Here is a 22266-nt window from a genome sequence, read left to right as displayed (position 1 = left end):
GGTGAGCACGAGGGTGGCGGTGGCGGCCAGCGCTTCGGGCCAGCGCCGCGGCAGCCGGGTCCCGTGAGGCCCCGGCCGGTGCGGCGTCCGCGGTTCAGGAGGCGATGCCGCAGTACTGCTGCTGCTTGCCGATCGCGCGGTACATGCAGTCGGCGGTCTCCACCAGGCGCAGCACCGCCTCGCGGTTGCGGCTGGTCTCGCGCCCGATCACCTCGTCGGGCGGGTAGAAGCCGCTGCTGCCGTTCGGACCGGGGTACATCTCGAAGGTGTAGGCGAAGACCCGCTGGGTGCCCCACAGCCAGTCGTCGATCGAGCCGTCGGTGATGTACAGGTCGCTCGACTGCTCGGGGGTGTAGCCGTTGGTGCCGGCCATGGCCCGGCCGAAGGTCGCGAAGGTGTTGTACTCGTCGGCCGTCATCCCGGTGGCGGTGTTGGCCGTGGTCCAGCCGAACGGCCAGAGCACCAGCTGGCTGTAGGTGTGGAAGTCGATGGCGGCGGTGATCTGCTGCTTGCCGCCGACCACGCGGGTGCGGACGAAGTCGGCGACCACCTTGGTCTCCTTGGCGGACTCCGGGGCGGCGCCCCGGTAGGTCTCGTTGGAGGTGGAGCCGGAGGAGCCGCCGCAGCAGCCCCACTTGTAGTCCCAGTTGCGGTTCAGGTCGGTGCCCACGCTGCTGCTGCCCGCGTTGGGCTGGCGGTCCTTGCGCCAGCTGCGGTAGCGGCCGGTGGCGATGTCGTACTCGCCGCCGTCCGGGTTGAGGTCGGGGATCACCCAGATCTCCCGGCTGTTGACGGCGTTGGCGATCCGGCTGTCGGTGGCGTACTTGTCGCCGAACTCGTGGAGCAGGTACAGCGACATCTCGACGGTGAGGTGCTCGCGGGCGTGCTGGTGGGCGGTGAACAGCACTTCGGGTTCGTTCTCGTCGGTGCCGACGTTGTCGCTGATCTTGACGGCGACGATCGGCCGGCCCTCGTACGAGGTGCCGATGACCCGCTTGCTCATGATGTCGGGGTGCGCCGCCACGACGGCGTCGATGTCGGCGGTGGCCTCCGCGTAGTTGTGGTACCCGGAGTCGGCGGACGGGAAGTCGTACACCGCGGCGCCGACGCCCGGTGTGCCGGCCCCGTCGCCGTACACCGGCTCCGGGAGCGGGCTGGGGGACCAGCCGAGCGCCCGCAGCCGGTCGGCCTCGGCGGCGGTCGCGGTGACCACCACGGAATCGGAGCGCACGGCGTCGACGGACGCGCCGGTGGCGGCGACGGCGGTGCGTTCGGCGACGGTGCGGGGGCCGTCGAGGACGTACTGACGGGCGGAGTCGGGGGCCGCGGCCGGGCCGGCGGTGACCGGCTGGGCGGCGACCTGGACGGTGAGCGGGGAGGCGAGCGCGAGAGCCAGCACGGCGGCGGCGACCGCGGCGGGCTTCCCTCGGCGGGGCAGTCGCATGACTGTCCTCCTGTGGGGGGTCCGTAGGGACGGAACGGGGAGGAGGTGCGGCGCGCGCCAGCACGATGGTGCGCCGCTGTCATGGATTCGTCAAGGAGTCGGGCGGCCACCGGTGCCCGGGGCCCCGGCCGGGCCCGGACCGGCCGGTGGGTATGTTGGGCCGCCACCGACCGAGGAGGCGCCACGTGCCCGCCCGCCCCAGCGTTCTGTTCGTGACCGACCTCGCCTACCAGGCCCGGGGCCGGCGGTACTGCGACGAGGACATCCGGCTCTCCGCCCGGCTCCGGGCCGACTTCGACATCGCGCTCTGCCACCCCTTGGACGCGGCCGCGCTGATGGACGGCTTCGACGCCGTGCTGGTCCGCAACAGCGGCCCCGTCCTGCACTACCAGGAGCGGTACGAGGCCTTCCGGGCCGCGGCCGCCGCACGCGGCACCCGGGTCTACAACCCGCTCACCGGGCGCGGAGACATGGCCGGCAAGCAGTACCTGCTGGACCTCACCGAGGCCGGGCACCCGGTGATCCCCACCGTCGACCGGCCCGAGGACCTGGACCGCCTGCCCGGCTGCGCCCAGTACGCCGTCAAGCCGAAGGCCGGCGCCGACTCCATCGGCCTGGCCTTCGTCGACCCGGACGGACTGTCCGGCCTCGCGTACGGCGACATCCTCGTCCAGCCGCGCGTCGACTTCCGCTACGAGGTGTCGTTCTACTTCGTCGACGACGCCTTCCAGTACGCGCTGTACGCGCCGGATCCCGAGCGGCGCTGGATCCTGGAGCCGTACCACCCCACCGACGCGGACCTCGCCTTCGCCCGGGGGTTCATCGACTGGAACACGCTCGACCACGGGATCCAGCGGGTGGACGCCTGCCGCGCCCCGGAGGGGGAGCTGCTGCTGGTCGAGTTGGAGGACCTCAACCCCTACCTGTCGCTGGACCGCGTGGCCGAACCGGTCCGGGAGGCCTTCGCCACCGCCCTGACGGCCTCGCTGCACCGGTTCCTGGCCGGCGCGCCCCGGGGCTGAGGCGGGCGGCCCGTGCCGTCCGGGACCGGGAGGGGCCGGGCCCGGACGGCACGGCTCAGCGCCGGACCAGCCGAACGTCGGAGACTTCGAGCAGGCCGTCGAGTTCGACCTTGCCGACGGTCTGCTCCGGGTTCACCACGAGACCGTCCCGGCGCACGATGTCGAGGAGCCGTTCGGCCAGCGGCATCACCATGTGCCGGCCCCAGCAGCGCTCGTTCACATGGCCGAACGGGAGGTACCCGGGGTGGTCGTCGGGGTCGAGGTCGGCCCAGCGCTCAGGGCGGTAGCTGTCCGGGTCCTCCCAGAGCCGCGGGTCGCGGTGGCTCACCAGTGGGAGGATCAGCAGGTCGTCCTTGGCCCCGATCCGGTCGTCCACCGCGGTGAACTCGGGGGAGGCCATCCGCAGGATGTTCCAGGACGGCGGCAGCAGCCGGAGGGACTCCAGCAGGACGTCCCGGTTCGACACGCCGTCCTCGAAAGGCGAACCGAGCCAGAGCGCATTCGTCACGAGGGCGGACACGGTGAAACAGATCGGGGCGGCGACCCGCCGGTAGAGGTACATCGCATACCGGCGGTCGTCATAGCTCTCGGCGTCCAGCACGCGGGCCGCCAGATTGGACAGCGGGATTTCCGTGCCGGGCTTTCCGAGCATGGCGGTGCCGGCCGCGACGGCCGCCCAGGTCAATTTCGGCGTGAGTTCCAGGCGGCGGTCCACCAGGACGCGGAAACGGAAGCTCTCCCGGCCGAAGACGAGATCCCGGAGATAGACGTGCGCGACGTGCGGCCACTTCCCGGTGAGGTCGACCTCGTCGCCGAGGGGCTTCTTCAGCGCCGCGCGGACGTCGGCGGAGACGGCCTGCATGAGCGCGGACGCGTCCGTCCGGGTGACGGACCGGCCCTGGACGGGCTTGAAGGTCGGGCGCTCGGAGTCGTTCGCGGGCCGGCTGCGGAGCAGGCTGTCCATCAGGTCGGCGCCGGCGACCCCGATGGTGTCGTGCTCCAGACGGAAGAGGTCCGCCCCGCGGTACCTGCGGAGAAGTTCCTCGATCCGCGGTGCGAAGACGGTGGCCCGGGCGCTCCTGCCGGTACTGGACATGGACATCGGTGAACTCCAAGGGTGAAAGGCACGGGCCCGGTGAGACGACAGCTCACCGGGCCCGTGCCCGGTAGACGAACTACCCGACTAGATCCAGCCGTACCACGCGTAGGCCTTCAGGCTCTTCTCCGGCATGACCTTCTTCACGAAGTGGACGAGCTTCATGGCAGTACCTCCGTCTGACGGTGAACAGGACGAATCATGCAAAGGCTCGACGGGTGTGCGGTGATTACTCGCTGAATTCCGCGATCCGCTTTCTCGTCGCCCCGAAGTCAAGCCCGGGGCCCATAGAGCGTCAAGTGACGCAGCTCACTCGCCGGTCCGGCGGGCCGGCGGGTTTCACGGCCGACTGCTGCCGATTGCCGGCGGAAGGGGCGGAATGGTCCGACTTGGGCGGATCGTGCCCATCGGAGACGTTGCGCGGCGGGAGCGGCCGGGCTTCCGCGCAGGTCGCGGCCCTGCTCCGGGTGGCGGTCGGGTGAACGGGGGGCGTCCGGCGCCCGGCGGGGCGAGGGCGGTCCGCCGCACACGGAGGGCCGACCGAACGTTAGGTTTGCCCGTTCGGGCAAGGCGGGTGCCCCTGCGCGCCGGAGCGCGCCCGCAGGGTGGGCGGCGCGCTGTCATGGCATCGCCACCGACCGTCGACCGAGGGTCGGTCCATATGCTCCGGCGCGCGACCCGAGTGGTGACGGACAGTCAACATCTGTCACGCAGAGGAGATATGATCTTGGTCTGCGCGGACCCGCCGCGCGGGATGCCAACGAGACAGGGGACTTGTCGATGGTGACGATCGGGCTCACGCGTGCCGGAGCACTGGCGGCCGCCGCCGCGCTGATGACGACCGCCCTCGGGACGGGGGCGGCCGCCGCGGCGCCGCGGGCCGCCGCACCGCCCCTCCCGGACACCACCGCCGTGCGGACCGCACTGCGGAACACCCTGGACGCGGGCGCCCCCGGCGCCTTCGCGGTGATCAGGGACCACGGCCCGGGCGAGCGCGAATGGTCGCTGACGATGGGCAAGGCCGACCTCGGCGGCGCCTCGATGAGGGCGGACCGGCAGTTCCGGGTGGGCAGCAACAGCAAGATGTTCGCCGCCGTGCTCGTGATGCGCCTGGCCGAACAGGGGCTCGTCGACCTGGACAGGCCGCTGCGCGACTACCTGCCGCCGGGCACCCTGCCCGAGGGCTGGACGATGACCGGCCGCCAGGTGATGCAGCACCGTGCGGGCATCTACGACCACACCGACGACCTGCTCGAACAGAACGGCGAGGAGACCACGAGCGCCTTCGAGGCGCGCATCCGCAACGCCGTGTACACACCGCGGGACTTGGTGGCGCTCTCCGTCAAGCACGGCGTGCGGAGCGCCCCGGGGGCGGCGTACGCGTACTCCAACACGGACTACGTACTGATGGGAATGGCGGTCGAGCACCTCACCGGCCGGGCCTACGCCGACGTGCTGCGCGAGCAGATCATCGAGCCGCTGAAGCTGCGGCAGACCTCCTTCGTGGTGCCCGAGAAGCGCATCGCGGGCCCGCACATCACCGGCTACCTGACCAACGACGACCGCGCCAAGCCGCTGCTGGACTCCACCGAGCAGACCGCGTCCTGGCTGTGGAGCGCCGGCGGCGTCATCTCCTCCGCCGCCGACATGGACCGCTTCCTCACCGCGCTGGTCGCGGGCCGCGCCGGGGGGCTCGTCTCGGACGACTCGCTGCGGCAGCTGACCGCCGTCCTCCCCACGCCCACGGCGAAGGTCGGCTACGGACTCGGGATCCGCCAGATCGCGCTCTCCTGCGGGACCGTCCTCGGCCACGGAGGCATCGTCCAGGGCTTCCAGACCCAGAGCTTCGTCACCCCCGACGGCCGGCGCAGCGTGGTGGTGTTCGCCAACGCCTCCAACAACGGGGCCGTCACGACGGGGCTGATGAGCGCGCTGGAGCCGGCCTTCTGCGGAGAGCGGCCCGCCGCCCCGGCGGCCCGGACCGCGCCGGCCGCGGCCGGCGGCGGCGCGTCGGACCGCGTCGTCCCGGTGGTGGAGGACACCCGCGTCTGACCGGCCGCGGGCCCGGGCCGGCTGCGGCGGCCCGCCCGGCCCGGGCTCACTCCCAGGGCAGCGCGGCGCGGCTGCGCCAGTACGCCTCCGCGGGCTCGGCGAGCACGGTGAGCGCGGCGAGGTCCGCGGCGGCGAGGTCGAGCCCGGCCGCGGTGAGGTTGGAGGCCAGCTGCTCCGTGGTGGCCGCGCCGGAGAGCACGATGTCGGCCCAGGGCCGGGCGGCGGCCGCGGCGAGGGCGAGCGCGTCGCAGGAGGCGCCGGTGCGGGCGGCCAGCTCGCGCAGCGCGGCGGTCCCGGGCCCGGTCGCGTTGCGGTCGGCGAGCCGGCCGTTGGCCATGCCCTCCTTGACCACCACCAGCCAGCCCGCCGCGTGCGCCTCGGCCAGGGCGGGCCCGGCGGACGGCTCCAGCAGGTTCCAGGTGGACTGGACGGCGGCGAACAGCGGCCGCCCCGCCACGGTCACCTCCAGGGCCGCCCGGACGGTGGCGGCCTGCGCCGGTCCGCTGGTGGACAGGCCGATCCGGACGCCCTCGGCGGCCAGCGCCGCCAGCCGCTCGTGCAGCGCCCGGTCGCCGAGCGCCGGGCTGTCGGGGGTGACCGAGTGCACCAGGTACACCTGCGGCAGGCCACCCAACAGCTGCCTGGTCTCCTCGATCTGACGGTCGAACACCGCCGTCGAGTGCTCCTTGACCTCGTGCACCGCCACCCCGGAGGCACGCCAGTCGGCGGTGTAGGTGTAACCCCACTTGCTGCCGATCACGACCTCGGCCGCGAGCCGCGGCCGGGCGGCGAGCCACCCGCCGACGAACTCCTCGGCGCGGCCGTAGGAGCGGGCGGTGTCGAAGTAGCGCACCCCCGCCGCGTAGGCGGCGTCGAGCAGGTCGTGCGTCCGCTCCCGCATCGCCTCGACGGTGCGCCCGGCCGGCAGGTCGAGCTCGCGCCCGAGCGTGATGTAGCCGGGCCGCCCGACGGCGGCGGTGCCCAGGCCGAACCGCGCGAGTGACGGTGCGACGGCTGGTCCGGTGGCGGGTGCGGTCGGCATGGGCGGGGTCCCTTCGGCGGTCCGGGCGCGGCGGCGGTGGTCCGCCGCCCGCATCCGAACCCTAACTTCCGCCGGGGGAGCGCCTCCGGCCTGGCCCGATGCCGCCCGCCGGCGCCGTCAGCCGTACCAGGAGACCTCGGTCGGTCCGGCCCGGCGCGGCACCTCGCGTTCGGGCATCGGCAGCCGGGTGTCGCCGTCGACCAGGGTGGCGGACGGGGCGCCGCGAACCGCGCCGGGCAGTTCGGCCTCGACGGTGACCGGGCGCGGCGGGGTGGTGGGCAGCGTGGTGCTGAGCGGGCACACCTGGGCGTGGTGGCCGGGGATCCGCTCGGCGGCGACCTCCTTGCCGTCGACCAGCAGCTCCACCGCCCGGGTGCCGCCCAGGTGGATGCCGACGGTGACCGAGCAGCCGGCGTACTCGCAGTGGAAGTGGTACTCGCGGCTCATGGGACCGCCTCCCTGTCGCGGCAGACCGGGGTTCACCGGCTGCGTCGGGGCACCGGCCGGGACGAAGGCGCCCTCGCCGTGGCCGCCGGCCCGGGGTGCGGGCCGGCGCCGCCGGTCAGGAGCCGAGCAGACGGGACTTCTGGGCCGCGAACTCGGCGTCGGTGAGCACGCCCTGGTTCTTGAGCTCGGCCAGCTGCTTGAGCTGGTCGAGCCGGGTGGCCATGTCGTCGGGCTCGGCGGCCGGCGCGGCGGCCGCCGCCGGTGGGGCGGCGGGCTGGGCCTGGGGCTGCGGCGCCTCCTGCTGGGCCCAGCGGCCGGCCTGCCGCCGGGAGACCCGGTTGGAGACGGCGGTCGCCGTACCGGCGACGACGGCGGTTCGGGCGACGCCGCGAAGGAGTCCTGGCATGGCGAAACCTCCTTGACCTTCGGGGTGGGGCGAGCGGGCGGGCAGGACGGGTTCAGCGTCCGTCCTTGCCCTCGGCCGCTTCGAGGGAGGCGAGGATCGCCTGGACCGGGATGCGACCGTCGGCGACCAGCCGCGCCCCGCTGCGCCGGAGGGCGGCGGCCAGCGGGCCGGCCCAGACGTTCTCGTAGACGAGGACGGCGGCGGAGCTGCCCGGCTCCAGGACGGCGGCGGCGTCGGCGAGGTCCTCCTCGTCGAGCAGGCCGGAGGAGACGCCGTCGAAGACGGCGAGGTCGAGCAGGCCGTCACCGGTGAGGTCGGCGAGTTCGAGGCCGGTGACCGAGCCGTCCGTCTCCTTGCGGACGAAGGTCAGGTCGAGGATCCGGATGATGCCCCGGTCGACCAGGTCGACCAGCAGTGGCAGCCCTTCCCCGGTCATCCGGCTGCCGGGGAACTCGACGACGATGTAGTCGATCGGTCCGGTCTCGTTCAGCTCGTCGCTCATGTCGGGTCCTCTCCGGTCGGCCGGGCGGAGGCTGTCGGCCGATGCCGTGGCGGTACGCGCCCGGGAGGGCGGCGCGCGGCGGACGGCGTCCGCCGCGGGCGGCTCCCGCTCCTGCCATTCCAGCAGTGCCCGCCGCACCGCGCATCCCGGCCCGGCGGGGCGGCCCGGGAGCCGGGCGGCGGGCGCTCAGGCGTGGGTCGGCGGCCCGGTACCGGAGACGGTGCCGGGCCCGGGGCCCGGGGCTCCGTCCGGGCCGGTGACGGTGCCCGGGCCCGGGCCGGTGTCGAGGAACTCCCGGATCAGGAAGGCGAGCAGGACCACCAGGGTGATCCACAGGACCACCGCCGTGGTCGGGTAGTTCCAGGTGGCCAGGACGACCGCCGCCACGGCGAGGATCAGGGCGCCGATCCACCGCTTGAAACGGTGGACGAACGGGCCGACCGGGCCCAGCCGCATCCCGATGCCGAACAGCACCTCGCGCAGGGCGTCGACCATCCGGCGGCAGGCGGTGCGGATCGCGACGGCGGCGCGGGACGGCCCGATCAGGAGCGCGCCCAGGGCGGTGACGACCGCCACCGCGAAGACCACCCGGATGCTCGCGCGCATGAACCGGATCAGGGTGTCGTACACGGCGCCCGCGGCGGCCTGGTTCGCGCCCGGTGGCAGGCGGTCGAGGTAGTACGCGCGGAAGACGGTCAGGACGATGCCGAGCAGCAGCATGGCGAGCGCCACGCCGACGGCCGCGCCGACCAGGCCGCGGCGCCGGTTGGAGGCGAGGAAGACGCCGCCGGCGGCCACCAGGACGGTCACCACCGGGAGCCACGAGCCCATGATCTCCAGCAGCCGGAAGTACGTCTTGACCTTGCCGATGTCCTCGGACTGGAAGACCACGAAGTCGGTGTGGACCTCCGGGATCTTGGAAGCGATCCCGAGGCCGGCGTCCACCAGCTCGGTCTTCACCTTCGCCACGATCGGCGCGATGTCGATGCCGACCTGATTGTTGGTCAGCGTCACCGCGCCGCCGCCCTTGCCGGTGAGGGCCTTGTCGAGGGCGGTGTGGATCAGCCGGTTGGCGTCGACCCAGATCGACTCGAAGGCACTGCTGGTCACCACCCGGTCGACGGTGGTGTGCACCAGGTCGTTGAGGCCGCTGGTGATGGGCCCGCTCAGACCGCCGATCAGGGTCGCGAGCGGGGCCGGCACGCCCTGCTCGGCGGCCGCGTCGGAGAGCTGCTTGACCAGCCCGTTCACGTCGATCTGGTCCAGGACGACCTGGGTGACCCGGGTGGTGACGGCGTCCTGCACCGCCGGATCGGTGGCCAGTGGCGCGACCGTGGAGACGTAGCGGTCGGTGTTGCCGACGATGTCGCTCGTCCAGACCGCGAGGACGGAGATCAGCGAGAGCAGCGACGCGATGACGATGACCACCACGGATCCGGAGGTCCGCAGCCGGTGGTGTTCCCGGTGGCGGGGCGGGGCGGTGCGCTCCAGCGCGGCGATCCGGGCCTTCAGGTGCTCGACCTCGTCCGGCGGTTGCGGCGCGGGCCTCGGTGGTGGTTCCACCGCAGGTCGTGTCGGTGGCTCCGGGGCGGCGGCAGCCGGCGGCGGAGCAGGGTGCGGAGGCCGGTCGCCGGGCGGTTCGGCTCCGTTCGCTCCGGTGGGATCCGCTCCGGAATCCGTCGGGGCCATCGCACTCTCCCTGGGGTCGGACGCGTGCCCCGCCGGGGAGCGCACGTGGTGACAGCTCCTCCCCAGCAGAGCCGCGCACGCCCCGGCCCACCAGCGGGAACGGCCGTACGGGTGGCGGCCGGGGCCCCGGCACGGGGCGCGCCCGCGGCGGGGGTGTGGAACGCTGGAACGTGGAGCCGCCGCCGGGTCCGGACCCATGGGCCTGCCGGCTCCCCGAGAGTTCGGAGGCCCTCATGGCCGGCAATCTCAACCCGCCCCAGCCGCCGCCCGCCGGCGCCGATCCGGCAGCGCCCGCGCGCTCCTCGGGGCACCTGCTGCGATCCGGGTGGATCGTGCTCGCGGGGATCCTGATGGTCTTCGGCGGGACGATGGCGATCTTCGAGGGGATCGCGGCCATCGCCAAGGACGACCTGTTCGTCCGGACGAACGACTACGTGTTCCGCTTCAACCTGACCGGCTGGGGCTGGATCCACCTCATCCTCGGCCTCCTCGTCGTGCTGGCCGGGGTCATGGTGTTCACCGGAGCCGTCTGGGCGCGCGCCGTCGGCGTCGTCCTGGCGGGGTTCAGCCTGATCGCCAACTTCCTCTGGCTGCCGTACTACCCGTTCTGGGCCATCGTGCTGATCGCCGTGAACATCTTCATCATCTGGGCCCTGTGCGCGGGGACGCTGCGCGGGCGGGACGTGGTCTGACCCCGGGTGCGGCGCGCCCGGCGCGCCGCACCGCCGACCCGGTCCGACCGGCCGACTCCCGGGTGGCCGCGTCCCGCCGCCGCTGCGACGATGCGGCCCATGGCACCCAGCGCAGGCACTTTCTCCGCGGTCGGCGGGTTCGTCCTGCCGACCCTCGCGGCCGGCCAGTTCCTGATGGCGCTCGACAGCTCCGTCATGAACGTCTCCATCGCGACGGTGGCCGACGACGTCGGGACGACGGTGGCCGGGATCCAGGGCGCCATCACGGCGTACACGCTCGTGATGGCGATGTTCATGATCCCGGGCGGCAAGGTCGGGAAGCTCATCGGCCGGCGACGGGCGTTCATGATCGGCTGCGTCATCTACGGCTGCGGTTCCCTGACCACCTCGCTCGCCCCCGACCTGGCCGTGCTGCTGTTCGGCTGGTCCTTCCTGGAGGGGGTCGGGGCGGCCCTCATCCTCCCGGCGATCGTGGCACTGGTGGCCGGCAACTTCGCCGCCGGGCGCCGACCGGCCGCCTACGGGTTCGTCGCCGCGGCGGGGGCGGTGGCGATCGCGCTGGGGCCGCTCATCGGCGGTGTCGCGACGACGTACTTCTCCTGGCGCTGGGTCTTCGCCGGCGAGGTCGTCATCGTCCTCGCCATCCTCGTGTTCGCCCGCCGGCTCGCCGACGCCCCGCCCGCCGACCGGGCCGGGCTCGACCTGGTCGGCGCCCTGCTGTCCGCGCTCGGGCTCGGGGTCTTCGTGTTCGGGGTGCTGCGCTCCAGCTCCTGGGGGTGGTTCGTGCCCAAGCCGGGTGCGCCCGGCTGGCTCGGCATCTCGCTCACCGTGTGGCTGCTGCTGGCCGGTGTGCTGCTGATCCGGCTCTTCCTGCACTGGGAGACGCGCGTCGTGGAGCGCGGCGGGGAGCCGCTCATCGACCCGGACCTGCTCGGCAACCGCCGGCTCACCGGCGGTCTGACGATGTTCTTCTTCCAGTACTTCATCCAGATGGGCGTGTTCTTCGTCGTCCCGCTCTACCTGTCCGTCGCCCTCGGCCTGTCCGCCCTGCGGACCGGCGTCTGGCTGCTGCCGCTCTCGCTGACGCTGCTGGCCGCCGCGGTCCTGATCCCGCGCCTGTTCCCGGACGTCTCACCGCGCCGGGTGGTACGGCTGGGGACGCTGGCCCTGCTCGCGGGCGCCGTCAGCCTGCTCGCCGCGCTCGACGCGGACGCGGGTGCGGAGATCGTCACCCTGCCCCTGCTGCTGATCGGCCTCGGGATGGGCGCGATGGCCTCACAGCTCGGCGCGGTCACCGTGTCGGCCGTGCCGGACGAGCAGAGCGCGGAGGTCGGCGGCATCCAGAACGCCGTGACCAACCTCGGGTCCTCGATCGGTACCGCGCTCGCCGGGTCGATCATGATCGCCGCCCTGACGGCCTCGTTCCTGACCGCCGTCGAGCAGAACCCGGCGGTCCCGGCCGAGGTCGCGGACCGGGCGGCCGTCCAACTGGAGAGCGGCGCGCCCTTCCTGTCGGACGTCCAGCTCACGGCGGCGCTGGACGAGGCGGGCACGAGCCCGGAGGTCGCGCGGGCGGCGCTCGACGCCAACGCGGCCGCTCGGCTGGACGGTCTGCGGGCGGCCCTCGCGATCCTCGCCCTGACCGCCGTCGTGGCGCTGTTCTTCACCCAGCGGATTCCGACCGTCCAGTCCGGCCGTGAGACGCCGGTGTAGCCCCGGGCGCCTCCTCGGGGTACGGGGGCTTCTGCCCGGAGGTATGGATGTGTGACATGTGAAATGGTAGTTTCCCCGTGCGGCCGACGTGCGGCCGACGTGCAGCGGGCGTGCGGCGGACTACGGCGAGCGGAGACGACGGGTGGAGCAGCAGGGCGGGACGCGCGGAGCCGGGGCGCAGGACCGCGCGGTGCCGGCCGCGCAGGCCGAGTGGTTCCACCACGGCTGGGCCGACACCGGGACGACGCTGCCGCTGCTGCCCGGTGCGGCCTTCGCCGCCGCGCGGCGCGCGGCGCTCTCCGAGCGGTTCCCGGGGGAGCGGATCGTCGTCCCCTCGGGCGGGCTCAAGGTCCGCAGCAACGACTTCGACCACACGTTCCGGCCGCATTCCGCGTTCGTCCACCTCACCGCGGAGCAGGGCACGAGTGCCGTCCCCGACAGCGTCCTCCTCTTCGAGCCCACCGGGACCGGGCACGAGGTCACCCTGTTCACCCGGCCGCGGTCGCCGCGCGACGGCGGGCCGAACGGCGCCGAGTTCCACAGCAGCCGCCGGCACGGCGAGTTCTGGGTCGGCCGGCGCCGGACGCTGTCGGAGACCGCCGACGCGATCGGTGTCCGGGCCGCCGCCCGGGACGACCTGGAGCGGGCGCTCGCCGGACACGTCCCGACCCGGGTGGTGCGCGGCGAGGACGCGCTCGTCGACGCACTGGTCCGGCCGGCCCACCGGGCGGAGGCCGAACTGCTGACCTTCCTGGCGGAGTCACGGCTGGTCAAGGACGCCTGGGAGGTCGAGCAGCTGCGCACGGCCGTCCGGTCCACGGTGGCCGGGTTCCACGACGTGGTCGGCGAGCTGCGCCATGCCACGGGCCTCGCGCGGGGCGAGCGCTGGATCGAGGGCACCTTCAACCGCCGTGCCCGGCTGGACGGTTACGGCCTGGGCTTCGAGACCATCGCGGCGGCCGGCGCGCACGCCTGCGTCCTGCACTGGATGCACAACGACGGCCCGGTGCGGGACGGCGACCTCCTCCTGCTGGACGCCGGGGTCGAGGCCGACTCCTTCTACACCGGCGACGTCACCCGGACGCTGCCGGTCTCCGGCCACTACACCGATGTCCAGCGCCGGGTGTACGACCTGGTCTTCGCCGCCCAGTCGGCGGGGATCGCGGCCCTGCGGCCCGGCGCCCGCTACGGGGCCTTCCACGACGCGGCGATGCGCGTGATCGCGGAAGGGCTCGACGCCTGGGGCCTGGCGCCGGACGGCGGGCCGTCCCTCGCCGAGTCCGGCCGGTACCGCCGCTTCACCGTCTGCGGCTCGGGGCACATGCTGGGCCTGGACTGCCACGACTGCGCCGGTGCCCGCGGCCAGGCCTACCTGGACGGCGTCCTGGAGGCCGGCCAGGTGCTGACCGTCGAGCCCGGACTGTACTTCCAGCCCGACGATCTGACCGTCCCCGAGGAACTGCGCGGGATCGGCGTCCGGATCGAGGACGACTTCCTGATCACTACCGACGGCGCGCAGTGGCTGTCCTCGGGCCTGCCGCGCCAGGCGGACGAGGTCGAGGCCTGGATGGCGTCGTTGCGGTAGCCGTGGAGCGGGTCCGCGGTCAGGGCAGCCGGGCGGCGCCGCGGTGGGCGGGCGCGATCTCCTCCAGGACGTGCGCGGGCGTGGCGAACGGCCCGGACTCGCGCGGGTGGTGGACCACCAGCTCGGTGAAGCCGAGCTCCGCGCAGCGCCCCGCGACCTCCTCGAAGGCCGCCGCCGAGCGCATGGTGGGCAGCGGCGAGAACCCGGTCAGCAGGGTGCGGCCGAGTGACTTCGGGTCACGGCCCTCCTGCTCGCAGGCCGCGTCGAGACTCTCCAGCCGCTGGGCGAGGCCGGCCCAGGTCGAGGCCTCGGTGAGGGTGTCCTTCGGCAGCTCCGCGTCGTCGGTGACGGCCCAGGACGCGCCGTACCGCGCCACGGTGCGCATGCCGAGCGGTCCGGTCGCCGCCAGCAGGAACGGCACCCGGGGCCGCTGGACGCACCCGGGCTCCAGCCGGGCGTCGATCGCGTCGAAGTAGCGGCCGCGGAAGGTGGTCCGCGGCCGGCCCTCGGGCGCCCCGGTGAGCAGGCGGTCCAGCAGTTCCACCGACTCGCGGAACCGGCCGCCGCGCTCCTTCACCGACCAGCCCGTGTCGGGCGCGCCCTGGCCGAGCACGATGCCGTCGGCGTCGGGCGCGCCGGCGCCGTAGCCGAGGACGAACCGGCCGCCGCTGATGGTGTCCAGCGTCATGACGTCCTGCGCGAGCGGCACGGGGTGGCGGAAGTTCGCCGAGGACACCAGCGTGCCGAGGCGGATCCGGGAAGTGGCCCCGGCGGCGGCCGCCAGGGTGGGCACGGCGCCGTACCAGGCGCCGTCCGGCAGGCCGCCCCAGGTGAGGTGGTCGTAGGAGTAGGCGGCGTGGAAGCCCAGCTCCTCGGCGCGCCGCCAGAGCGGGGCCGCCTCGGGGAACGGCCGGTCGGGCAGGATGCAGACGCTGACGCGCACGGGGACTCCAGCCTGTCGGTTCGGTTCTGCCGCCGCGTGGCGGGGCGGCACCGGTCGGGCGCCGTCGCCGCCCGACCGGTCGCGGTCCGCGGGGGCGTACGGCAGGAGGAACGATCCGCGGCACCGCCGCGGTTCGACGGCGCCCGCACCCGGGGCCTCCTCGATGCTCTCGCGCCCCGGCCGGGTGCGGCGACCGGGGCGCGGCCGAACCGGCGGGGCTGACTGACGGGAGCCGTCGCGGCCGGGCGCTACTGGGCGTTGATCGCCCGCAGGGTGTTCAGGCGGGCCGCCCGCCGGGCCGGCCAGGCCGCGGAGGTGTACGCGGTCACGGCGGCCGGCAGCCCGGCGGGGGGCAGCAGCCCGACGACGACGGAGGTGCCCAGCAGGCTCAGTACGGGGAAGCGGCGGCGGACGGCGAGCAGGACGAGGACGACGGTACCGAGGAGGAGCTGGATCTCGCCGGCCGGGCCGCGGCCGCCCAGGATCAGCTGGGTGAGGAGCATCAGCGCCGCGCCGCCGGTCGTCTCCGCGAGGGCGCGCCACAGCCCCCGGCCCGGTTCGCCGGGGGCCGTGAACGGGTTGCGGGAGAGGGGGGCCATCGGCCCATTGTCGGGGGCGGTGCCGCGGGTCCTTGTGCGACCTGGGGATGAGCTGCGGCTCTGTCGAAAGTCGGAGAGCCGGTGTTCCGCCGTCACCGGGCAATTGGTCCAGACCTATTGACGGGCCTTGCCGCCCCTCCTACGATCCGGTTCGGCACAGCCCCACATGTCCCCACCTCACCCAGAGCCGGGCGTCGCGCCCCCACGCGTCGGTCATGTCCATGACGCTCGGCGGGAAAGGGAGCACCGCATGATCCGTCGAAGGTCGCGTACGCCACGTCCGTCGGGCGAGCCCCGACCCAGCCAGGACCACGGTCGCCTCGGAGGCGACCGGACCGGGAGCGAGCCGCTCGGAGCTCCCGGCCTCCAGCGGGCGACCGCGGCACGCGCGTCGCGGGCCGGGCGGCCCGGGCACGGACAGACCGTCATGATGCGTTCCCTCGCCGGGGTGAGCGTCGCCGCCGTCATCGGGGCCGGACTCGCCCTGACCGGCTCCGTCACGGCCGGGGCGGCCACCACCAACCTGGTGACCAACCCGGGGTTCGAGAACGGACTCTCCGACTGGACCTGCACCGGCGGCTCCGGCGCGGCCGTCGGCAGCCCGGTCCACTCCGGCACCTCCGCGCTCAAGGCCACGCCGACCGGCCTGGACAACGCCCAGTGCACCCAGACCGTCAGCGTGCAGCCCAACTCCCAGTACACGCTGAGCGCCTACGTCCAGGGCAGCTACGTCTACCTGGGCGCCACCGGCTCCGGCATCACCACGGCGCCGTCCACCTGGACGCCGAACAGCGCGACGTACAGCCAGCTCAGCGTCGGCTTCACCACCGGCGCGACCACCACCTCGGTGACCGTCTACCTGCACGGGTGGTACGGGCAGCCGGCGTTCTACGCGGACGACGTGTCGCTCGCCGGTCCCGGCGGCAGCAGCCCCACGCCGACCGCGACCCCGACGACCACCGCTCCGCCGACCACCGCTCCGCCGACGACGACGCCGCCGACGACCGCCCCGCCGACCGCGACGCCGCCGACCACCACCCCGCCGACCACGACGCCGCCGGGTGACACCTGCCCGACGAAGCCGAAGCCCTCGGGCAAGGTCCTCCAGGGCTACTGGGAGAACTGGGACGGTGCCGCGAACGGCGTCCACCCGGGCATGGGCTGGGTGCCCATCACGGACAGCCGGATCGCCGCGCACGGCTACAACGTCATCAACGCCGCGTTCCCGGTGATCCTCTCGGACGGCACCGTCCTGTGGCAGGACGGCATGGACGCCGGCGTCAAGGTCTCGACCCCCGCCGAGATGTGCCAGGCCAAGGCCGCCGGCGCGACGCTCCTGATGTCGATCGGCGGCGCCGCCGCGGGCATCGACCTGAGCTCCAGCACCGTCGCCGACAAGTTCGTGGCGACCGTCGTGCCGATCCTCAAGAAGTACAACTTCGACGGCATCGACATCGACATCGAGACCGGTCTGTCCGGCAGCGGCAGCATCACCACGCTGTCCGCCTCCCAGTCCAACCTGATCCGCATCATCGACGGTGTGCTGGCGCAGATGCCCGCGGGCTTCGGCCTGACGATGGCCCCCGAGACCGCCTACGTGACCGGCGGAAGCGTCACCTACGGGTCGATCTGGGGCTCTTACCTGCCGATCATCAAGAAGTACGTCGACAACGGCCGCCTCTGGTGGCTGAACATGCAGTACTACAACGGCAGCATGTACGGCTGCTCCGGCGACTCCTACCAGGCGGGCACCGTCCAGGGCTTCACCGCGCAGACCACCTGCCTGAACAACGGCCTGACCATCCAGGGCACCACCATCAAGGTGCCCTACGACAAGCAGGTGCCCGGTCTGCCGGCCCAGCCCGGCGCGGGCGGCGGCTACATGGCGCCGGGCCTGGTCAGCCAGTCGTGGAACGCCTTCAGCGGCTCGCTGAAGGGGCTCATGACGTGGTCGGTCAACTGGGACGGCTCGAAGGGCTGGAGCTTCGGCGACAACGTCAAGTCCCTCCAGGGGCGTTGATCTCCGCCGATCCTTGCTGACAGCCCGCTGACCGCACGCGGGACGGACCCGGGAGCGCCCCCTGCTCCCGGGTCCGACCGGTCCGAGCGCTCCGAGCGGTCCGAAAGGCGCTCGTCAGGGCGCTGTTAGCCTGGGCCGCATGATCATCGGGAAGAGTTTCGGCCCACGGACGTCCACCGCGCCGGAGTCGAGCCGCCCGCAGCGCGCCCTCATCCTCGCGAGCTTCGTCAGCCGGGTGGGCAACGGGCTGTTCAACACCGCCGCGGTGCTCTACTTCACGCTGGTGGTCCACCTGCCCGCCGCCCAGGTCGGCGCCGGCCTCACGGTCGCCGGTCTGGTCGGGCTGCTGGCCGGGATCCCGGCCGGGAACCTGGCCGACCGGTACGGCCCGCGCACGGTCTGGCTGACGGCCCTCGCGCTGCAGGCCGTGACGATGGCCGCCTTCGTGTTCATCCAGGACTGGGCCACCTTCACGCTCATCGCCACCCTGGACCGGCTGGCGGCAACCGCGGGCGGCGCCGCGGGCGGTGCGCTCATCGCCCGGACCGGCGGGGAACGCCCGGCCGCCTTCCGGGCGAGGCTCCGCACCTTCGTCAACCTCGGCGTGGTCCTGGGCACCCTGGGCGCGGCCTTCGCCGTCTCGGTCGACACCCGCGCGGCGTACACCGCGCTCATCCTCGCCAACGCCGCCAGCTTCGCCGGCGCCGGCCTCGTCGCCCTGGTCGGCGTCCCGAACTACCGGCCGCTGCCCCGGCCCGAGGAGCACCACCGCTGGGCCGTCCTGGCCGACCGCCCGTACGTGTCCTTCGTCGTGCTCTACGGTGCGATGGGCCTGCAGTACCAGACCGTCTCCCTGCTGCTGCCGATCTGGCTCTCCGCCCACACCGACGCGCCGCGCTGGACGGTGGCGGCGGTCTACGCGGCCAACAGCGGGGTGTGCGTCCTGCTCCAGAGCAGGATCGGCTCCCGGGTGGAGACGCCGCGCCAGGGCGGCCGGGCGTTCCGGCTGGCGGGGCTGCTCTTCCTGGTCAGCTGCCCCTTGATGGCCCTGACCGCGGACGTTCCGGTCTGGGTCGCGCCGGCGCTCGCCCTCCTCGCCGTCGCGGTGCACAGCCTCGGCGAGGTGTGGGAGTCCTCGGGCGGCTTCGCGCTCGGCTTCGGCCTGGCCCCCGACCACGCCCAGGGGCAGTACCAGGGCTTCCTCGGCATCGGCTTCGCCGCCGGGCAGGCGCTGGCTCCGCTGGTCCTGACGACCGCGGTCCTCGGCCTCGGGCACGCGGGCTGGCTGCTGCTCGGCGTGTTCTTCGCGGCCCTGGGCGCGGCAGGCCCGCCGGTGGCCGCCTGGGCCGAACGCACCCGCCGCCCGGCTCCCGACCCGGCCCACGCGAGGCGGGACCGGCCCGAGGAGGCCGCGCTCCCGGACTCCGCCTGACGCCCTGGCGAGGCCGTGCCGCAGACCGGGAGTGCGTGCCCCGGCGGGCATCTCGTGGCCCTCGGGACGCACCCGGGAGAACGAGGCCGCGACCGCCGACCATCGCCGGCAGTCATCGCGCCATCGGTCGGCGGTGTCGGCGAAAAACAAGCAGGCATGATTGCTTTTTCTCCGTGCCGGTGCCACGCTGCTGCCCGACGGCAAGCGTGGCGAGTGCGGGGCCACCGGTAGGGGAGGCGCACCTGTGGGGTCGCGTTCGGTACTGCGGATCGGCAATGCCTCGGGCTTCTACGGGGACCGCTTCTCGGCGGTGCGCGAGATGCTCACGGGCGGGCCGCTGGACGTCCTGACCGGGGACTACCTGGCCGAGCTCACCATGCTCATCCTGGCCCGGGACCGACTGAAGGACCCCTCGCTCGGCTACGCGAGGACGTTCCTGCGGCAGTTGGAGGAGTGCCTCGGCCTGGCGCTGGAGCGCGGGGTGCGGATCGTGGTCAACGCCGGTGGCCTCAATCCGGCCCGACTCGCGGACGCCATCCGCGAACTGGCGCGACGTCAGGGGCTCGATCCCGCCGTCGCCCATGTCGAGGGTGACGACCTGCTGCCCCGGCGGGCCGAACTCGGCCTTCCCGAGGGACTGCTGGCCGCCAACGCCTATCTGGGCGCCTTCGGGATCGCCGAGTGCCTGACCGCCGGGGCCGACCTGGTGGTCACCGGCCGGGTCACCGACGCGGCGCTGGTCGTCGGCCCGGCGATCGCCCGGTTCGGCTGGGGGCCGGGGGACTTGGACGAGCTGGCCGGCGCCGTGGTGGCCGGGCACGTGCTGGAGTGCGGGGCGCAGGCGACCGGCGGCAACTACGCGTTCTTCCGCGAGCACGACGTCACCCGGCCCGGCTTCCCGATCGCGGAGCTGGCGGCGGACGGCTCCAGCGTCATCACCAAGCATCCGGGCACCGGCGGCGCCGTCACCACCGGTACCGTCACCGCCCAACTCCTCTACGAGACGGGCGACGCGCGCTACCTGGGACCGGACGTCACGGCCCGGCTGGACACCGTGCGGCTCGCCGAGGAGGGGCCGGACCGGGTCCGGATCCACGGCGTGCGGGGCGAGGCGCCGCCGCCGACCCTGAAGGTCGGGCTGAACCGGCTCGGCGGCCACCGCAACGAGGTGGTGTTCGTCCTGACCGGCCTGGACATCGAGGCCAAGGCCGACCTGGTCCAACGGCAGTTGGCCGAGGCCCTGCCGCCGGACGCCCGCCCCGCCGAACTCCGGTGGACGCTCGCCCGCACCGACCACCCCGACGCCGCCACCGAGGAGAGCGCCTCGGCGCTGCTGCGGCTCACCGCCCGGGACCGCGATCCGGCCAAGGTCGGGCGCGAACTCGGCAAGGCGGCGGTGGAGTTGGGGCTGGCCGGTTACCCCGGCTTCCATCTCACCGCGCCGCCCGGGGCGGGATCGCCGTACGGGGTCTTCACCGCCGCGTACGTCGACGCCAAGGCGGTGGAGCACACCGCGGTCCTGCCGGACGGGCGGCGGGTCGCCGTACCGCCCGCGCCGGTCACCGCCCCGGCGGAGCCGTCGACCCGGCCGTCGGAGCCGGGCCCGGACCTGCCGGCGCCGCTGCCGCCCGGCCCGACCGCGCGGGCACCGCTCGGCCGGGTGGCCGGCGCCCGCAGCGGCGACAAGGGCGGTGACGCCAACCTCGGGGTCTGGGCCCGCGGCGCGGACGGCTGGCGCTGGCTCGCGCACACCCTCACCGTCGATCTGCTGCGCGAACTCCTGCCGGAGACAGCCGGGTTGCCGATCGGTCGGCAGCTCCTCCCGCATCTTCGCGCGGTCAACTTCACCATCACCGGCCTGCTCGGCGAGGGCGTCGCCGCCCAGCACCGCTTCGACCCGCAGGCCAAGGCGCTGGGGGAGTGGCTGCGCTCCCGCCACCTCGACATCCCGGAGGCGCTGCTGTGACCGTCCTGCCCACCCGCCTCGACCCGGCCGGCGCCGACTACGCCGAGCACCGGGCCGCGATGCTCGCCAAGCTCACCGAACTGGACGCCGAACACGCCAAGGCACTGGCCGGCGGCGGCCCCAAGTACGTCGAACGCCACCGCGGCCGGGGCAAGTTGCTGCCGCGCGAGCGGATCGAGCTGCTGATCGACCAGGACTCGCCGTTCCTGGAACTCTCCCCGCTCGCCGCCTGGGGCAGTGACTACCCGGTCGGCGCGGCGCTCGTCACCGGGATCGGCGTGATCGAGGGCGTCGAGTGCCTCATCACGGCCAACGACCCCACCGTACGCGGCGGGGCCAGCAACCCCTGGACGCTGCGCAAGGCCCTGCGCGCCAACGAGATCGCGCTGCGGAACCGGCTCCCGGTGGTCAACCTGGTCGAGTCCGGCGGCGCCGACCTGCCCAGCCAGAAGGAGATCTTCATCCCCGGGGGCGCGCTCTTCCGCGACCTCACCCGGCTCTCCGCGGCGGGCATCCCCACCGTGGCCGTGGTGTTCGGCAACTCCACGGCCGGCGGCGCCTACGTGCCGGGGATGTCCGACCACACCGTGATGGTGAAGGAGCGGGCCAAGGTCTTCCTGGGCGGCCCGCCCCTGGTCAGGATGGCCACCGGCGAGGAGTCCGACGACGAGTCGCTCGGCGGCGCCGAGATGCACGCCCGCACCTCCGGCCTGGCCGACCACTTCGCGGTGGACGAACCGGACGCGCTGCGGCTGGCGCGGCGGATCGTCGCCCGGCTGAACCACCGCCGGCACGGCCCCGGCGCCGACCCGCTCGCCGAGCCGCCGAAGTACGCCGAGGAGGAACTGCTCGGCATCGTTCCGGGCGACCTCAAGATCCCGTTCGACCCGCGCGAGGTGATCGCCCGGATCGTCGACGGATCGGACTTCGACGAGTTCAAGCCGCTCTACGGCACCAGTCTCGCCACCGGCTGGGCCAGGCTGCACGGCTACCCGGTCGGCATCCTCGCCAACGCCCAGGGCGTGCTGTTCAGCCCGGAGTCGCAGAAGGCCGCCCAGTTCATCCAGTTGGCCAACCAGCGCGACATCCCGCTGGTGTTCCTGCACAACACCACCGGCTACATGGTCGGCAAGGACTACGAGCAGGGCGGCATCATCAAGCACGGCGCGATGATGATCAACGCCGTCGCCAACTCCACGGTGCCGCACCTGTCGGTGCTGATGGGCGCCTCCTACGGGGCCGGTCACTACGGCATGTGCGGGCGGGCCTACGAGCCGCGGTTCCTGTTCGCCTGGCCGAGCGCCAAGTCGGCCGTGATGGGACCGCAGCAGCTCGCCGGGGTGCTGTCGATCGTGGCCCGGCAGTCCGCGGCGGCCAAGGGGCAGCCCTACGACGAGGACGCGGACGCCGCGATCCGGGCGATGGTCGAGCAGCAGATCGAGGCGGAGTCGCTGCCCGCCTTCCTCTCCGGCCGGCTCTACGACGACGGGGTGATCGATCCCCGCGACACCCGGACCGTGCTCGGCCTGTGCCTCTCCGCGATCCACAACGCGCCCGTCGAGGGCGCGCGCGGCTACGGCGTCTTCCGCATGTGATCCGACTCTGAGAGGGACCGA

Annotated in this window: 18 protein-coding genes and 2 pseudogenes; 10 read left to right on the top strand and 10 right to left on the bottom strand. The window is 73.7% G+C overall.

Translation table 11 applies throughout. The features are described from left to right. Window positions 1-94 precede the first annotated feature (94 nt). On the bottom strand, window positions 95-1444 hold the full coding sequence (locus tag ACFWA9_RS12030) for a M14 family metallopeptidase (RefSeq protein WP_352292374.1): 1350 nt from the start codon (window positions 1442-1444) through the stop codon (window positions 95-97). A 185-nt stretch (window positions 1445-1629) separates the two neighbouring features. Between ACFWA9_RS12030 and ACFWA9_RS12025 the strand changes: the two genes are divergently transcribed. Next, window positions 1630-2466 carry a hypothetical protein gene (locus ACFWA9_RS12025; protein ID WP_380385995.1) on the top strand — a complete coding sequence of 279 codons (837 nt, stop codon included), beginning with the start codon at window positions 1630-1632 and terminating at the stop codon, window positions 2464-2466. A gap of 55 nt (window positions 2467-2521) precedes the next feature. Here ACFWA9_RS12025 and ACFWA9_RS12020 read toward each other — a convergent pair whose 3' ends face one another. After that, on the bottom strand, window positions 2522-3568 hold the full coding sequence (locus ACFWA9_RS12020; RefSeq protein ID WP_352292370.1) for a cytochrome P450: 1047 nt from the start codon (window positions 3566-3568) through the stop codon (window positions 2522-2524). An 81-nt stretch (window positions 3569-3649) separates the two neighbouring features. Beyond that, window positions 3650-3727: a tryptorubin family RiPP precursor gene (locus tag ACFWA9_RS12015; RefSeq protein ID WP_350540985.1), complete on the bottom strand. Its 78-nt coding sequence runs from the start codon at window positions 3725-3727 to the stop codon at window positions 3650-3652. A 615-nt stretch (window positions 3728-4342) separates the two neighbouring features. Between ACFWA9_RS12015 and ACFWA9_RS12010 the strand changes: the two genes are divergently transcribed. After that, entirely contained in the window at window positions 4343-5614 is a 1272-nt protein-coding gene (locus tag ACFWA9_RS12010) for a serine hydrolase domain-containing protein (RefSeq protein ID WP_380385992.1), read from the top strand. A 46-nt stretch (window positions 5615-5660) separates the two neighbouring features. On the opposite strand, the gene ACFWA9_RS12005 is transcribed toward ACFWA9_RS12010, so the two are convergent. From ACFWA9_RS12005 to ACFWA9_RS11985, 5 genes are all read right to left on the bottom strand, one after another. Further along, entirely contained in the window at window positions 5661-6656 is a 996-nt protein-coding gene (locus ACFWA9_RS12005) for an aldo/keto reductase (RefSeq protein WP_380385989.1), read from the bottom strand. A gap of 117 nt (window positions 6657-6773) precedes the next feature. Then, window positions 6774-7103 carry a hypothetical protein gene (locus ACFWA9_RS12000; protein ID WP_329486162.1) on the bottom strand — a complete coding sequence of 110 codons (330 nt, stop codon included), beginning with the start codon at window positions 7101-7103 and terminating at the stop codon, window positions 6774-6776. A 115-nt stretch (window positions 7104-7218) separates the two neighbouring features. Next, window positions 7219-7509: an SHOCT domain-containing protein gene (locus tag ACFWA9_RS11995; RefSeq protein WP_352292364.1), complete on the bottom strand. Its 291-nt coding sequence runs from the start codon at window positions 7507-7509 to the stop codon at window positions 7219-7221. Window positions 7510-7561: 52 nt separating this feature from the next. After that, entirely contained in the window at window positions 7562-8011 is a 450-nt protein-coding gene (locus ACFWA9_RS11990) for a DUF6325 family protein (RefSeq protein WP_380385985.1), read from the bottom strand. A gap of 186 nt (window positions 8012-8197) precedes the next feature. Further along, entirely contained in the window at window positions 8198-9574 is a 1377-nt protein-coding gene (locus ACFWA9_RS11985) for a hypothetical protein (protein WP_329486159.1), read from the bottom strand. Between the two features lie 359 nt (window positions 9575-9933). On the opposite strand from ACFWA9_RS11985, the gene ACFWA9_RS11980 reads away from it, so the two are divergent. From ACFWA9_RS11980 to ACFWA9_RS11970, 3 genes are all read left to right on the top strand, one after another. Continuing rightward, window positions 9934-10392 (top strand): hypothetical protein, encoded by a 459-nt coding sequence (locus ACFWA9_RS11980; protein ID WP_380385983.1) that lies wholly within the window; start codon window positions 9934-9936, stop codon window positions 10390-10392. 99 nt (window positions 10393-10491) lie between these two features. Further along, complete coding sequence (locus ACFWA9_RS11975) at window positions 10492-12105, top strand: MFS transporter (protein ID WP_380385980.1); 1614 nt, start codon at window positions 10492-10494, stop codon at window positions 12103-12105. Between the two features lie 190 nt (window positions 12106-12295). Next, window positions 12296-13690: an aminopeptidase P family protein gene (locus ACFWA9_RS11970; protein WP_380386004.1), complete on the top strand. Its 1395-nt coding sequence runs from the start codon at window positions 12296-12298 to the stop codon at window positions 13688-13690. Window positions 13691-13709: 19 nt separating this feature from the next. Here the strand turns inward: ACFWA9_RS11970 and ACFWA9_RS11965 are convergent, their stop codons facing one another. Together ACFWA9_RS11965 and ACFWA9_RS11960 are read right to left on the bottom strand one after the other, a co-directional pair. Further along, the gene (locus ACFWA9_RS11965; RefSeq protein ID WP_352292356.1) at window positions 13710-14633 is read right to left on the bottom strand and encodes an LLM class flavin-dependent oxidoreductase; all 924 of its coding nucleotides are present in this window, start codon (window positions 14631-14633) and stop codon (window positions 13710-13712) included. 248 nt (window positions 14634-14881) lie between these two features. Beyond that, the gene (locus ACFWA9_RS11960) at window positions 14882-15232 is read right to left on the bottom strand and encodes a hypothetical protein (protein ID WP_380385977.1); all 351 of its coding nucleotides are present in this window, start codon (window positions 15230-15232) and stop codon (window positions 14882-14884) included. Window positions 15233-15398: 166 nt separating this feature from the next. Between ACFWA9_RS11960 and ACFWA9_RS11955 the strand changes: the two are divergent. The 5 genes and pseudogenes from ACFWA9_RS11955 to ACFWA9_RS11935 form a co-directional block, all read left to right on the top strand. After that, window positions 15399-16091: pseudogene (locus tag ACFWA9_RS11955) on the top strand (carbohydrate binding domain-containing protein); the annotation flags it as partial. A 201-nt stretch (window positions 16092-16292) separates the two neighbouring features. Further along, window positions 16293-17252, top strand: a pseudogene (locus ACFWA9_RS11950) (chitinase); the annotation flags it as partial. Window positions 17253-17391: 139 nt separating this feature from the next. Next, window positions 17392-18684, top strand: coding sequence for an MFS transporter (locus ACFWA9_RS11945; protein ID WP_380385974.1), 1293 nt, complete (start codon window positions 17392-17394; stop codon window positions 18682-18684). Between the two features lie 244 nt (window positions 18685-18928). Continuing rightward, window positions 18929-20650: an acyclic terpene utilization AtuA family protein gene (locus ACFWA9_RS11940; protein ID WP_380385971.1), complete on the top strand. Its 1722-nt coding sequence runs from the start codon at window positions 18929-18931 to the stop codon at window positions 20648-20650. Next, the gene (locus ACFWA9_RS11935) at window positions 20647-22245 is read left to right on the top strand and encodes an acyl-CoA carboxylase subunit beta (RefSeq protein WP_380385968.1); all 1599 of its coding nucleotides are present in this window, start codon (window positions 20647-20649) and stop codon (window positions 22243-22245) included. Before ACFWA9_RS11940 ends, ACFWA9_RS11935 begins: the two co-directional genes overlap by 4 nt. Window positions 22246-22266: the final 21 nt, after the last annotated feature.

Origin of the sequence: Kitasatospora sp. NPDC059973 (genome assembly GCF_042737525.1) — a bacterium.
Taxonomy (GTDB): domain Bacteria; phylum Actinomycetota; class Actinomycetes; order Streptomycetales; family Streptomycetaceae; genus Kitasatospora.
Note: the sequence above shows the minus strand (reverse complement) of the source record. Positions and strands in the feature narration are given on the sequence as shown.

What these genes read in the sequence shown, in the direction of transcription:
- ACFWA9_RS12030 (WP_352292374.1), bottom strand. Translation starts at nt 1,444, where the DNA reads ATGCGACTGCCCCGCCGAGGGAAGCCCGCCGCGGTCGCCGCCGCCGTG.
- ACFWA9_RS12020 (WP_352292370.1), bottom strand. Translation starts at nt 3,568, where the DNA reads ATGTCCATGTCCAGTACCGGCAGGAGCGCCCGGGCCACCGTCTTCGCA.
- ACFWA9_RS12015 (WP_350540985.1), bottom strand. Translation starts at nt 3,727, where the DNA reads ATGAAGCTCGTCCACTTCGTGAAGAAGGTCATGCCGGAGAAGAGCCTG.
- ACFWA9_RS12010 (WP_380385992.1), top strand. Translation starts at nt 4,343, where the DNA reads ATGGTGACGATCGGGCTCACGCGTGCCGGAGCACTGGCGGCCGCCGCC.
- ACFWA9_RS12005 (WP_380385989.1), bottom strand. Translation starts at nt 6,656, where the DNA reads ATGCCGACCGCACCCGCCACCGGACCAGCCGTCGCACCGTCACTCGCG.
- ACFWA9_RS12000 (WP_329486162.1), bottom strand. Translation starts at nt 7,103, where the DNA reads ATGAGCCGCGAGTACCACTTCCACTGCGAGTACGCCGGCTGCTCGGTC.
- ACFWA9_RS11995 (WP_352292364.1), bottom strand. Translation starts at nt 7,509, where the DNA reads ATGCCAGGACTCCTTCGCGGCGTCGCCCGAACCGCCGTCGTCGCCGGT.
- ACFWA9_RS11990 (WP_380385985.1), bottom strand. Translation starts at nt 8,011, where the DNA reads ATGAGCGACGAGCTGAACGAGACCGGACCGATCGACTACATCGTCGTC.
- ACFWA9_RS11980 (WP_380385983.1), top strand. Translation starts at nt 9,934, where the DNA reads ATGGCCGGCAATCTCAACCCGCCCCAGCCGCCGCCCGCCGGCGCCGAT.
- ACFWA9_RS11975 (WP_380385980.1), top strand. Translation starts at nt 10,492, where the DNA reads ATGGCACCCAGCGCAGGCACTTTCTCCGCGGTCGGCGGGTTCGTCCTG.
- ACFWA9_RS11960 (WP_380385977.1), bottom strand. Translation starts at nt 15,232, where the DNA reads ATGGCCCCCCTCTCCCGCAACCCGTTCACGGCCCCCGGCGAACCGGGC.
- ACFWA9_RS11945 (WP_380385974.1), top strand. Translation starts at nt 17,392, where the DNA reads ATGATCATCGGGAAGAGTTTCGGCCCACGGACGTCCACCGCGCCGGAG.